9 protein-coding genes are annotated in these 13536 nt (G+C 53.0%); 3 read left to right on the top strand and 6 right to left on the bottom strand.

Going from position 1 to position 13536, the window contains the following annotated elements; genetic code table 11:
• Nucleotides 1–121 precede the first annotated feature (121 nt).
• Nucleotides 122–1000, bottom strand: a complete 879-nt coding sequence (locus tag J2Y43_RS28175) for a DUF1684 domain-containing protein (protein WP_309990396.1) — start codon at nucleotides 998–1000, stop codon at nucleotides 122–124.
• A 255-nt stretch (nucleotides 1001–1255) separates the two neighbouring features.
• On the opposite strand from J2Y43_RS28175, the gene J2Y43_RS28170 reads away from it, so the two are divergent.
• The gene (locus tag J2Y43_RS28170; protein WP_309990393.1) at nucleotides 1256–2104 is read left to right on the top strand and encodes a helix-turn-helix transcriptional regulator; all 849 of its coding nucleotides are present in this window, start codon (nucleotides 1256–1258) and stop codon (nucleotides 2102–2104) included.
• A gap of 82 nt (nucleotides 2105–2186) precedes the next feature.
• On the top strand, nucleotides 2187–3524 hold the full coding sequence (locus J2Y43_RS28165; protein WP_309990392.1) for an amidohydrolase family protein: 1338 nt from the start codon (nucleotides 2187–2189) through the stop codon (nucleotides 3522–3524).
• Between the two features lie 509 nt (nucleotides 3525–4033).
• Here J2Y43_RS28165 and J2Y43_RS28160 read toward each other — a convergent pair.
• The 4 genes from J2Y43_RS28160 to J2Y43_RS28145 all read right to left on the bottom strand — a co-directional run bounded on the left by J2Y43_RS28160 (nucleotide 4034) and on the right by J2Y43_RS28145 (nucleotide 10661).
• Nucleotides 4034–5506, bottom strand: coding sequence for a DUF1501 domain-containing protein (locus J2Y43_RS28160; RefSeq protein WP_309990390.1), 1473 nt, complete (start codon nucleotides 5504–5506; stop codon nucleotides 4034–4036).
• A 7-nt stretch (nucleotides 5507–5513) separates the two neighbouring features.
• A complete protein-coding gene (locus J2Y43_RS28155) occupies nucleotides 5514–8810 on the bottom strand; it encodes a DUF1553 domain-containing protein (protein ID WP_309990387.1) in 3297 nt (1098 codons plus the stop codon).
• 129 nt (nucleotides 8811–8939) lie between these two features.
• Entirely contained in the window at nucleotides 8940–9944 is a 1005-nt protein-coding gene (locus J2Y43_RS28150) for a hypothetical protein (RefSeq protein WP_309990385.1), read from the bottom strand.
• A gap of 126 nt (nucleotides 9945–10070) precedes the next feature.
• Nucleotides 10071–10661 (bottom strand): HD domain-containing protein, encoded by a 591-nt coding sequence (locus J2Y43_RS28145; protein WP_309990381.1) that lies wholly within the window; start codon nucleotides 10659–10661, stop codon nucleotides 10071–10073.
• Between the two features lie 148 nt (nucleotides 10662–10809).
• Between J2Y43_RS28145 and J2Y43_RS28140 the strand changes: the two genes are divergently transcribed.
• Nucleotides 10810–12471 (top strand): TonB-dependent receptor, encoded by a 1662-nt coding sequence (locus J2Y43_RS28140; RefSeq protein ID WP_309990378.1) that lies wholly within the window; start codon nucleotides 10810–10812, stop codon nucleotides 12469–12471.
• Between the two features lie 5 nt (nucleotides 12472–12476).
• Here the strand turns inward: J2Y43_RS28140 and J2Y43_RS28135 are convergent, their stop codons facing one another.
• Nucleotides 12477–13499, bottom strand: a complete 1023-nt coding sequence (locus J2Y43_RS28135) for a hypothetical protein (RefSeq protein WP_309990374.1) — start codon at nucleotides 13497–13499, stop codon at nucleotides 12477–12479.
• Between the last annotated feature and the right edge of the window lie 37 nt (nucleotides 13500–13536).

Here is a 13536-nt window from a genome sequence, read left to right as displayed (position 1 = left end):
AGTGAAAAAAAGGGATGCAAAGGCAGCAGCGCCCTGCACAGGCGCCCCGCAGCAAGCAGGGCACCTGTTGAAGGTCGTAGCAAAGGAGTATGGGGTAATGTTTGAAAAACCCGGAGCCAGATCAGTGGTCTCCGTAGCGCTTCTCGCCTGCCGAAACGGCCAGCGTCAGCTTGTTCTGCTTGGGAGGCAGCGGACAGGTAGCATAGGGAGAGAATGCACAAGGCGGGTTGATGGCCTTATTGAAATCCAGCCATGCGGTACCGTCAGCCTCTACGGAAGAATACAGGAAGCGGCCCGAGCCATAAGTCTCGTGCTTGTTGGTCTGATCGGCGAAGATAATGAACAGGCTTTCCGGCTTGCCCACGGCGTCGAGGTTGTACTCCTTGCCGTCGACCGTGAACACGAGTTTGCCGGGCGAGGCCTGGTTGTCGGTACGGCCGGTAATATCGGTAATCGACACTGTGCGGCCCTGTGTGGGTACAAAACGCGCCTTTACCCGCCATTTTTCCTGCACGGGGTATCTTTCAATACCCGTAAAACCTTTCAGGTATTCGCCTTCCAGGTCGCGCAGGCGGATCGCATACTTTTCACCGCGCTTGATCACAAACCAACGCAATGGGCCGTGTTTCAGCGTGACGGGCTTGCCGTCGGGGAAAATATCCAGCTCCGTCACAGGCTGGTCGCCATTGAAAATCTGTGCGTCGGGCTTCGCTTTGAGCGTGATTTTGCCGTTTTGAAGCACAAGTTCGCCCAAAAATGCATTGCTTTTGCCTTCGGGAAAAAGGATATCATTCTGCTCCGCGCTGCCGAAAGTATTGCTTCCCTCTTTCAGCCAGAACAGCCCGGCCAGGTTCAGCCAGCCCGATTCCGCTTTCAGACTCTCGACGCGTTTCTGGTGCCAGTCGCGGATTTGCTCTTCGTAAGTATTGTCGGTTGCCGCAAATGCCGACAGCACCCATGCCGCCGCCAGCCCCAGTAGTTGATAAATAGGCCTTTTCATTTTCAGGTGTTTGTTAAGTGACACATACCCTTTCCTGCGCCGGGGCTATCCGCGGCGCATCAGGATTCGCAATTTTGGTGGTGGCTGGTGCACAAAATTAATTAAACTATTTAGTCTACCAATTTAATAGTTTAATATTTTAAAAAATTTTAGTTTCAAATACTTCTGCCTGCTGACGCTACCTGCAAAATCCCTCCTTTGACCTTACAATAAGAACCGGGAACCCCCTTGCGGCATTTTTTGTAATTTCAACTTATGAATACTAAACCGGCGTTTCCGACCCTTGGCATCGATGCTTTCGACTCTTCTGCGGAGTCGGGTTACAAGCTTTTGCGCCATGAGGTCGATGGTAAAAGCCGGATCGAGAAGCCGCACAAGCACGATTTCTTCATGCTTTTTGTCGTGAAGCAGGGCGGCGGAACGCATTCGATCGACTTCGTCGATTACCCTGTTGCCAATGGACAGGTGCATTTGCTGTTTCCCGGCCAGGTACACCGCTGGGAGCTCGATGAAGCGACGTCGGGGTTTCAGCTGATGGTCGGGCGGCGTGCTTTCGAGACTTCTTCCAACTTTCTGCGGCTGTCGTTTATATCCTACCGGAACCACCAGGTGATCGATCTGCCCCATGCGGTTTTCGAGGCATTATGCTACGAGCTGGAAGCCCTGGAAGGCGAGCTGGATACCGCCTTGGTTGATTGGGATATGGTACAACTTCGCAGCCGGGTGGCTTTGCAGCTTGTAAGCCGCGAGGCCGAGCGCATTTATGAGGACATCGGCACTTACCGCGCTAACCCGATCCTTTTCAAGTACCACGCGCTGGTGGATACGCATTTCAAGACCCACAAGACCGTCGCATTCTATGCCGACCAGCTCAATATTTCACCCAACTACCTTAATATTCTCTGTAAAAGACACTTACACGTTCCCGCCACATTCCTGATCCATAACCGCGTGGGCCTGGAAGCGAAGCGCTTGCTGTTGGTTTCGGGCCAATCGGCAAAGGAGATCGCTTTTGAACTGGGTTTCAGCGACCTTCCTCATTTTTCCAACTTCTTCAAGGCCCAGACGGGTTTGTCACCACGTGCCTTTCGAAATTCGTTATAAATCCTACAAGTTTTGGCATAAATAGCGCATCGTTTGAACGCGCCGCCGGGGTTAACTTTGCATAAACCTTAATCCCAGGCTCATGGAATCCATTTCCCGCAAAACGTTCATTCAAAGTTCCGGTCTGTTGCTGGCAGGCGAAATACTCGTCAAAAAAGCTGGGGCATTCGCCTCCGGCGCGGTGCAAGCGACAGAAACAGGCAACAAACCTGCGAAGAAATGGATGTTGAAAAACGTGCGGCTGGAAACGGGTTTTGTGTATGAGGACGACGAGGTAGTGGCTACCGAAACAGGACTTTTCCGGGTAGAAATCGAAGGCGGGAAGATTAAGGCTGTGTTGCCCAACGATCCCAAAGCCGATGCGACCGACGCCAAAGGCCAGCTGATGCTGCCGGCGTTCAGGGACATGCATATTCATTTGGACAAAACTTATTACGGCGGCCCCTGGAAAGCGCGGTCGGCGAAAAACCGTTCAGTGAAGGATATGATCGCGTTCGAGCGGAAAGCGTTGCCCGAAATGCTCAAAACCTCCACCTACCGGGCCGAGAAGATCATCGAGCTGCTGCAATCGAAGGGAACGAATTTCGCGCGAAGCCACGTCAATATCGAGCCGACTTCCAAGCTGGATTCGTTGAAGAACCTGCAAAAAGCCATTGAAAATAAGAAAGATAGTTTCGGTGCAGAACTCGTCGCTTTTCCGCAGCACGGGGTTTTCTACTCGCATTCCGAGCAATGGATGAAAGAAGCCGCTGAGATGGATATCGATTTCATCGGCGGTCTCGACCCGAATGCCATCGATGGCAGCGTCGAGAAACAGATCGATTTCATCGTTCAACTCGCGCTCGATCATGGTAAGGGTATTGATATTCACCTGCATGAAGGCGGTGAGGCGGGCTTGAAAACGGTCGAGTACCTGACGCAGAAGGTCATTGAAAACCCTGCATTGGCCGGCAAAACATTCCTAAGCCATTGCTTCGTGCTCGCGCGGCTCGAAAAACCGAAACTGGAAGAAGTATCCGAAAAACTCGCGCATGCACGTGTAGGCGTGGTTTCGACCATTCCGTTTGGTAGCACCATTATGCCCATCCCTACCCTCTACCGCCATGGCGTGACCGTCATGACCGGCAACGATAGCATTGTGGACCATTGGAACACATTCGGGTCCGGGAGCGTGTTGCAGAAATCCAACCTGATGGCGCAGCTTTACGGCCAGTCGACGGAACTGGACCTCTCGCGCTGCCTCAAATTAGCTACATGCGGTATCCTGCCGCTCGACGAAAAAGGAAAACAGCAATGGCCCAAGGCCGGTGACGAAGCGAGTGTGGTGTTGGTAGATGCGAGTTGCTCGGCCGAGGCTGTTGCCCGTATTTCGCCCGTGAAGGCACTTGTGCATCGCGGGAATCTGGTTTATCGGAATTAAGGGGTTGTCAGGTGCGGTCGGGGACGGTCATTGATAGTCAGGGATTGTCATTGATCGTCAGGGATGTTGTCAGGGATGGTCATTGATGGTCAGGTATTGTCATTGATAGTCAGGGATTGTCATTGATCGTCAAGGATGTTGTCGGGGATTGTTATTGATCGGGGAACAAATGCCGTTAGGCATGCAATATTGGTAGGAAACGCAATTGGGCCGATTGCCTCAAAATGCCGTCAGGCATGCAACAACGACGCGCTGTTGTTGCATGCCTGACGGCATTTTCCGAAATACGCCATTCGAATCGATTGCTACCAACATTTCATCGTTAGACGATTCCACTTCGCCCGCTAAGGCCTGTACCACCGGCTGCATCAGATCCAGCAAAGCGGCGGCTGGCGGATCGAAAGTAAGGCCCCCTATTTCCAAGCCGGTTCGACATGTAAATTTCCAGGTTCTTCACCTCTATCCGGTTCCCCCAGAAGTTCAGCGTCTCTTTCGCACGTGCGTCGGGTTTAGGCGATCAATCCGTTGATCACCTTGCCGTGCACATCGGTAAGCCGGTATCGCCGCCCCTGATGCTTGAATATCAACTTCTCGTGATCGAGCCCGAAGAGGTGCAGCAAAGTCGCCTGGAAATCATGCACATGCACACCATCCTTCACGACATTGTAGCTGAATTCATCGGTTTCGCCGTACACCTGCCCGGTTTTAATGCCGCCACCGGTCATCCACATCGAAAAGCAGCCGGGGTGATGGTCGCGGCCGTAATTATCGGCGGTGAGCTTCCCTTGCGAAAAGCTCGTGCGGCCGAATTCCCCGCCCCAAACCACGAGCGTATCTTCCAGCAATCCGCGCTGTTTGAGGTCTTTCACCAATGCAGCCGACGCCTGGTCGACGTCCCTGGCCTGTTTTGCAATGTTTTTGGGCAAATCGCCGTGCTGGTCCCAACCCATATGATAGAGTTGAATGAATTTCACATCGCGCTCGGCCATACGGCGTGCGAGCAGGCAGTTGGCGGCGAATGTTCCCGGCCGTCGGGCATCTTCGCCGTACATTTTGTAGATATAATCGGGCTCGTCGGACGTATTTACCGCGTCGGGCACGGACGTCTGCATTTTATAAGCCATTTCGTACTGGCTGATCTTCGACTGTATTTCCGGGTCGCCCCAAAGCGTAAACTGGTGCTCGTTCAGTTCCTTAATGCGGTCCAGAGCGCGCCGCCGGTCCTCCTTATGCACGCCATACGGATTTTGCAGATACAGCACCGGATCCTTCCCAGCCCTTAGCTGCACGCCCTGATGATGCGATGCCAGGAAACCATTGGCCCAGGCAGCCGTGCTCAATGGCTGGTCACCACTGACACCCTTGGAAATCAACACCATAAAGTGCGGAAGGTTCTGATTATCAGACCCTAATCCATAGCTCAGCCAGGAGCCCATCGACGGCCGGCCGCTCTGCTGCGAACCGGTTTGCACGAACATCACCGCCGGCTCGTGGTTGATCGCCTCCGTAAACACCGACTTGACAATGCACAAATCGTCCACAATGCCTGCGGTGTAAGGCAAAAGCTCGCTCACCCACGCACCCGACTGCCCGTATTGCTTAAAATCATAAATCGATTTGACGAGCGGGAAGGTCGACTGTCCTGCTACCATCCCCGAATTCCGCTGCGTCGATTTAATCGAATCCGGGATTTCCCGGCCGTGCCATTTGACCAATGCAGGCTTGTAATCAAATGTTTCCAGCTGCGACGGCCCGCCACTTTGGAACAGGTAAATAATCCGCTTCGCTTTCGGAGAGAAATGCGGTCCACGGACAAACGGCGCCACGGCCGATTCAGCACCTCCCGCCTCCTCTCTCCGTGCGCCAGGTGAAGTACCGGCCTGCAAAATGCTCGAAAGCGCGATGGAACCGAAACCGAGGCCGGCCTTCGTGAGAAAGTCGCGGCGGTTGAGTTGCGTTAATACCTTTTTCAGATCTTCCATAACCATATTATTTGCGGGTATGCCCCTCGTCGGTATTCATAATCGAACTGGAAACGGTCGCGAGGGCGGCTATTTCCGCCGGTTGCAGCGTTGTGTCCCACTTGCGCTCGCCTGTACGCAGGTATTCGAGCGCCTGCGCGGGCTTCGCGCGGAAACGTTTCAGCTCATCGGCATAAAACGCGCCGAGTATCCGCTGCTCCGTCTGGTCGGGTTTCCTGCCGGTTATCAGCCTGAATGCCAATCCCGTTGCATCCTGCCCTCCCGTTTTACACGTATGCAGCACTTTCTCGGCCAATGCCCTGGCCGCCTCCACATACTGCGGGTCATTGAGCAGCACCAATGCCTGTAAAGGTGTAGCAGTAGCCCGACGTTTCACCACGCATTCGCCGCGTTCAGGCGCATCGAAGATCAGCATCGACGGCGGTGGGGATGTCCGTTTCCAGATCGTGTAGAGGCTCCGGCGGTACAGTCCTTCGCCCGGCTCCTGCTGGTATTTGTAGCGCCATACCTTATCGCTCAGCTCGTCCCACAGGCCGGCGGGCTGATAGGGATAAACGCTTTTGCCGCCAATTTTACGCACCAACAACCCACTGATAGCAAGCGAATTGTCCCGTATCATTTCGGCAGTAAAACGGAACCGGGCGCCTCTTGCCAGCAATGCATTATCCGGATCTTTTTCAAGCAGTTGCGGTGTGGCTTTGGACGTTTGCCGGTAGGTGGCCGAAAGCATGATGAGCTTGTGCAGCCTTTTGATATTCCAACCGGATTCCATGAAATCGACGGCCAGCCAATCGAGGAGTTCGGGATGCGACGGCAGATTACCCTGATTACCGAAGTCGGCCGAAGAGCGCACAATGCCGTTTCCGAAATGCATTTGCCAAACGCGGTTCGCGAACACCCGCGCGGTGAGCGGGTTGTTTTTGTCGAAAAGCCAGCGTGCAAGACCCAGTCTGTTTTGCGGAAACTTCCCTTCGAACGGCATTACCGCATCCAGCGCACCGGGCGTCACCCGTTTGCCGGGCGCATTGTACGCACCGCGCGTGAGCAGGTAAGTTGGCCGCGGTTTGGGAAGGTCGCCCATCACCATCAGTTCTGGAACACTGTTGATCAGCTTGTTTTGCTCGTCCATGCGCACTTTCAGGCTATCGCGCAGCATTTGCGCTTTTGCATTGAAATGCGCATTGTAAAACTCCTTCACCATCGCTTGCTGATCAGCCGAAACCTGCATTTTCAGCATTTCAGCGGCCTTTTTCGGGTTATGGTTATATAAAACTTCAAGGGCTGTCAGCGATTTGTCGTAGATTTTCAACTCGTCGATCCCACCATCTTTAAAAGGAATGAGCAGGTTGCGCTGCCCGACCATAAATCCCTGGAAACCGTAAGTATGAATATCCTTTTCATACAAAATACCCTTGTACAGGTTATCAAAATCGACCCCGGTTTTCGCGGCTTCCCCATTCACATAAATCTTCGCTCCCGATGCCTTGCTGGAACCGTCGTAAGTGACGGTAACCTTTGTCCATTGCTTCACGGGTACGGGCGCGATGGTGCTCACCTGGATGGCGTTTTGCGGGTAAGAATGTGCGATGATAAACTGTAACTTGTTATTGGCGAGCCGCAACGAATAGCCTTTGTAGCCCAGACGCAGGTCTTCGCAATGGTAAAAAATACCGGCGTCCGGATAAACTGTGTTCGGGTAGATCCACAATTCCACCGAAAAAGGCTCCGTCCGTTCATGCCAGCCGATATTGTTGCCTAGTTTGATGGAATTATAGTCCGACACGAAATAGGCATTACCCTTCACGCCGGGTTTCAGAATGATTTCGTTGCACTGCGCCAGCTGTTTGGCATTGAGCGCATTGGGCATAACCATCTTACCATCGGCCGTTTTCACGGCTTTTTCGAATGGGTAATAGGCTACCATTCCCTCGCGAAGCTTCTGATCGAGCAGCTTTTCCGATAGTACACCCGCGTTCTGCCACTTTCGCAAGTCTTCCTCCGAATTGTCATTGACATGTGTAAGCCGGTTGCTGAGTCCCGTGATTTTGCGATCGAAAAAGCGGAGCATTTCCTCATTTTCCTTGCTGGTGAGCAGTAATGCAGGGCCGGGCGTCTGATCGGGACCGTAAACGGGGCTTCCGGTTTCGTTGGTACTATTGAAAAGCCCAAACATTTTATAATAGGCTTCCTGGCTGATCGGGTCGTACTTGTGGTCGTGGCAGCGGGCGCATTGCACCGAGAGCCCCAGTATCCCCTGCCCCAGCGTCTGCACGCGGTCGGCATTGTATTCCACCCGGTATTCTTCAAAAACGATCCCGGCTTCCGAGCTTTTCTTATGCAGGCGGTTGAAAGCCGTAGCGAGGATGGTTTCCTTGGTTTTATCAGGCAAAAGATCGCCTGCCAACTGCATGGTGACGAACCGGTTGTAGGGAATGTTGCGGTTGAATGCGCTGATCACCCAGTCGCGCCAGGGCGAAAAATCGCGGTGTTTGTCATCGAGATAACCGTCACTGTCGGCATACCGCGAAACGTCCATCCATTCACTGGCCATCCGCTCGCCGTAAGCCGGCGATTGCAGCAGGCGGTCGATCAGTTCCGCATAAGCATCGGGCGACTGATCGGCCACGAATGCGTCGATCTCAGCGAGTGTCGGCGGCAGGCCCGTGAGGTCGAAACTCGCCCGGCGGATCAGGTCTTCCCGGCTGGCTTCCGACGAAGGCGAAAGTTTTTCCTTTTCCAGTCTCGTCAGAATGAAACGATCGATCGGTGTGCGGGCCCATCCGACCTGCTTCGGCTCGGGTACCGTCGGTTTTTCGGGTTTGATGAACGACCAATGCGGCTTGTACTTCGCTCCCTGTTCAATCCAGCGCGTGAGCACCGCGACTTCTTTGGTCGATAATTTGAGATTGGAGGCAGGCGGCGGCATCTTCAAGTCCGGGTCCTGCGAAATGAGCCGGCTGTAAACCTCACTAGCCGCCAGATCGCCGGGGACAATCGCGTGGCGCATACTCCCTTTGCCGTTTTTCGCGTTTTTCAGCGCTTTGTACGCCCCTTCCTCGGTATCCAGCCGTAGTCCGCCCTTTTGCTTTTTAGCATCCGGCCCGTGGCAGGCGAAGCATTTGTCCGAGAGAATCGGTTTGACATCGTAATTAAAATCCAGTTCCGCGGGTAGGTCCTTCAACGCCAGCTTCACGTCCTCCGGCTTATCCACGCCGCAGCGCGCCAGGACGAGCATACCCGCACAAGCCGCAGCGGCCCATTTTCCCCACTTCAAAAAAGCAAACTTCTTCGCTCGTAACTTCATGGATTTCCTGTCTTTACGCACCTTTCAGAAGTTAAAAGCCGGAACACCCTAATTCTTAGTCATATATTGTGATTAAAGTTTTTAATTTAATTTTTCCCATATCACCACCGGGCGACAATCATCGCTTCCCTATCGCTTTTGCAGCGCCCACACATCCCCTTTCCATGCCGGATCGGCACCCGTGTGCTTCCCGCTGAAAATCCACAGCTGATCATGGAATACGACGCTGCTACCACCGCTCCGGGGACTCCATAGGGCGTGATCGGCGTGGCGGAACCAGTCGGTACCGTTAGAAGAATACCACACGTCATTTAATGCGCCTTTGTGATGATCGGGATTGTGGTCGCGCCCCCCGAATACCCAGAGCCTGCCGTCGAATACGTGCACACCCATGTCGTACCGGCTCTTCCAGCCTGCCTTCGCGGTAAGCTGCGTCCAGTTTTTGCCGTCGGCCGAGCACCACACATCAGCTATTCCCTGGGCACCTACCATATACAAGGTGTCGCGCAGAGCGACCACGTGCGGCAAATCGCGTGGCGACCACGGTGCCTGCGCTGTTTCCAGCGTCCATTTCAGGCCATCCGGCGACGACCATACGTCGTTTTTCATTTCGAGTGATTCGAAATCCCTCGATACCTTGGAAGTACCGCCGAAAAGCCACAACTTGTTTTTGAAAACAACTAATGCATGGCCCTTTCGCGGCCCCCATTTGCCGTTGGCCACTTTCCGCCAATCAGAACCATTTTCCGAATTCCAGATTTCATCCGTGAGTTCCCTTTCCTGGTAGCGCATTCCACCGGTTTGCCAGAGCTTGCCGCCGAAGTAAATGCCAGACAGCCAGATGCGTTCGCCCCAGTCGTTTTTGCCGTGGCGGGTCCAGGTAATGCCGTCTGCCGACGACCAGGACGCTTCCTGGCCTACCATCCAGAGGTTACCGTTAAATGCGGCGTGCGGTACGAGCCCCATCGGAAATGTGCCGGGTTTCCATTCGTACTGGTGCGAGCCATTTCCGGCCGGTAGGATTTCCTTCCACGTGTACACGGGCTTGAACGGAACGAACCCGCGTGGGCGGGTAAAGCAGACCAGAACCAACACCAGAACGGTGATTATGAGCAAGTTTCTGAGCGTTTTCATAGCAAAGCATTTGATGTTACCCAAAGGAAATCAAATACCTGCGCCCGGAAAAATAATGTAGACGAACCGTTGAAAACGTAGACCAACGCGCCGCCGGGGGCCTACCGGCGCGTTGCGAGCTACCGGTTACTTTTCCAGGATCCCCTTTTCTACACTTTCGTTGATCACGCCTTCGGCATAGGCCCACAGCGCCTCGGACCCTTCTTTGATCACCTTCTTTTTCTCGTACACTTTTTCATATTTCACCCCGAACTCGCGCCAGGTGCCGCCATTGTTGGAGCTGTTTTGCAGGAGTGGTTCCAGGCGGTCCATCGACCGGGCAAATTTGGCTTCGCTCGTCTCGCCCGCTTCGAACTCTTCCCAAACGGCGATCAGTTCGCTGGCCTGCTCTTCGGGGAGCATCCCGAAAATCCGGTTCGCTGCGAGCCGCTCGTTGTCTGTATTCGTGTGGCTTTTTTGGGTGTCGTAAATGAAGGTGTCGCCCGCGTCGATCTCCACGATGTCATGGATCAGGACCATTTTCACGACTTTGAGAACATCCACCAGCACATTGGAATGCCCGGCCAGTACAACGGCCATTACCGCCAGGTGCCAGCTGTGTTCGGCGTCGTTTTCGTTCCGGTCGCTGTTTAAAAGTTTGGTTTTCCTTTGAATGTATTTGAGTTTGTCAATTTCTTTAATAAACTCAATCTGTTTCAATACGTTACCTAGATCCATTGCCTCTTTCTTTATAGTTTCGAAGCGCGAAATTACAAGGCATTCCGGTAAAACGGAAACCAGGCATCATGCATCCGGGTGATGCTATCAGTTGTAACGCAAGTTTACTATTTTACATCCAAATAGTTGTATCCTCAAACGCTGGCGTATGTTCGATAACGGATTTTACCGAATTGCCCGTGCATGGTCAGTTACCGGACTGTCATGGGGCTGGCTTTGCCTCCTTTTACTCAGCCTCTGCGCCCCATGCCGTTCACAGGACCAAACCTGGCACATCGCGGGTACCGTTTACGGCGAAAACAGCCAACGGTTGCCATCCGTGGCTGTTTACATCAACAACACTTCCATTGGCACTGCTACCGACAAAGCCGGCAACTTTCAGCTGACTGTGCCTGCACGGCATCAAAAAGTGGAGCTCGTTGCCTCTTTTGTAGGTTACAAACCCGAGGTAAAACAGTTACAGGCAACACCCGGGCGCACCGCGAACGTGGTGTTCAAGCTCGACTTGAACAATGTGATCCGTGAAGTGGTCGTCATAGGTAAACGCGACAGGCACTGGAACCGGAAATGGCGGATATTTTTAAACGGGCTGCTCGGCGACTCCCCATTTGCGAGGCAATGCAAAATCATGAACCCCGAATCCATTACGCTCGGGCTCGACGAAGCCAGCGGGCGCGTGACAGCGACAAGCAGCGAGCCGGTCGTGATAGACAATTCCGCGCTGGGTTACCGGGTCCGCTTCCATATGAGCAGGTTTGAATCCAATGGAAAGAAAACTTTCCTTTCCGGCTATAAATTCTTTGAGTCCTTGCTTGCCGAAGATCCTGACAAGCAGAAAAAGCAGCTCCGCAACAGAGAAACTGCATTTAAAGACTCATTCCGCAATTTCCTGGTGTCGCTTTCCCGAAAGAACCTCGAAGCCGCCGGCATTGAAATCTTCTCGATGAAAACCACCCGCGAATTTTACCTCACCAAAATCCCGCTCGAACGCGAGGTGACCAGCGGCAATTTTACACCCGTTACCGCCGATTCCATCTGTTTTTTTGATCAGAACAAGGGGTATTTTGTGCTGCATTCGCGGTATCCGGTGCTGGTTTTTCAACGGCGGCTTTATAACAGCGCATCGGTATTTTCCGACTATCCGTTCAAATATTCGCAGATTGTGCTGCCCAACTTTTCCTGCACATTTACGGAAAACGGCTGGCTGGTAGCCCCGAACGGGATCACCATTCACGATACATGGGCGCGGGAGGGTTTCGCGGATATGCTGCCGATCGATTATCCCCTACCCAAAGACCAGGACGAGGCGCCTCCGACACCCGTGGCACTCCTTCCCAATGCGGGGCAGGTGAAAGAAACCGCAACTATGGATTTAAAACTACCGGCTGTTGAGGCACAGCAGACGCTTCTGGACAAAGAGGGGCTTTTACAAACGGGGGACAAAGCAGGCGATGGCCTGGTCAGGCCGGATTACGTGCTGCCGGTGAGTGAAAGCGACAATTCGGGCACTGTTTTTGACCTGCTGAAAAAGATCCCCGGCCTGCGGGTAACCTACGATGCGGCATCCAACACACATACAGTCCATTTTATCGAGAATAACACGAACCTTAACGCGAATGCCAGCTTTGACAACACTGTCGCGCTCCTGCTGGACAAGGTCTTTTACAGCGGTGCCGATACCGTTATTCCCATCCTCAACTCGCTCACGGTACGGGATATCAAATCTGTCTCCGCGATCCGTTACGGGAGTTCCGCCGCATTCGGAGCACGGGGCGGCAATGGGGTACTGGTGATCAATACCCATCCCTAGTCGCATTAACCCATCAATTTCACCTTCAATTTGATCAATACGTTTCTGATCTGATGTTTGGTTCTGATGGCTTGCCGCTCCAATTTCAGCGAAAAAGGAATGTCCTTCGGAATCAGATTATGGGACAATAAGTAGGTTTTAGCTCCCTCCTCCGAGTTTTTATACAAATCAAACTCGGTATCCGCGCGGTGCCCGCTTCCGTTGTTCGAGAACGGGGCGTGCTGCATATGCGGCTCGAAGGGGAAATTGATAAACTTGTAGCCCCGGTTGAACAGCGAATGGAACCAGATTGCGCCCCAGTCGGTGCCGTGCCAGCTTCCGCCAAAAGGCAGGATGTCCCCGGTCGGAACTACGTTTTTCCGATAAACCGGCACATTGATCAGACAGGCATATTCGTTTAGCCGGCATTCAGGCAGCGGGTGGATGATTTCCCGGTCAATCAGTTTATAATGTATGTGCGCGCGCGGCGGATTGTAGGTATCTACCAGTTCTTTCAGTTCTTCTTTGGTCGGCACGAAAGTTTCAAAGCGGCTGCCGTCGCAAAGTTTGGCAGAAAATGCAGGGCAATTCCAGCATTGGCCCACCAAACCTATCCCCGCAACGGTTCCGGCACCATTCTTTGAGGCATTCCCCACAGCAGTTTCCTCTTTTGCCGTTGTCAGCATTTTCCCCAGCAAATCATCCTCGTAAAGACAATCATTGTGGGACATAAACAAAAACTCCTTGTCCGACTTTTCGAGCGCATACTGGTATTTGAGACCATACCGTTTTTCGGGATCTGCAAGCCACGACTCCTCGGGATTACCGGAATAATAAAAGTACTGCGGATAGACGTATTCGATCGGCAAGTCTTTGAGGAAATACTTTAACAAGGGAATAGCATCGTACTGGTAATACGGCTGTATTTTCTCAATGACCAGATAAATCTTATGAATGTGCCTGGAAGAGTGTTTCCAAAGTGTCAGAAGGGTTACGGCAGTGTGGTACGGCTTTCCGTAGTAATTAATACAAACGTCAATTTGATTCATGCATGCGATTTTTATCACCCGCCAGAAACATAAAATA

The organism is Dyadobacter sp. BE31, assembly GCF_031457695.1.
Taxonomy (GTDB): Bacteria; Bacteroidota; Bacteroidia; order Cytophagales; family Spirosomataceae; genus Dyadobacter.
Note: the sequence above shows the minus strand (reverse complement) of the source record. Positions and strands in the feature narration are given on the sequence as shown.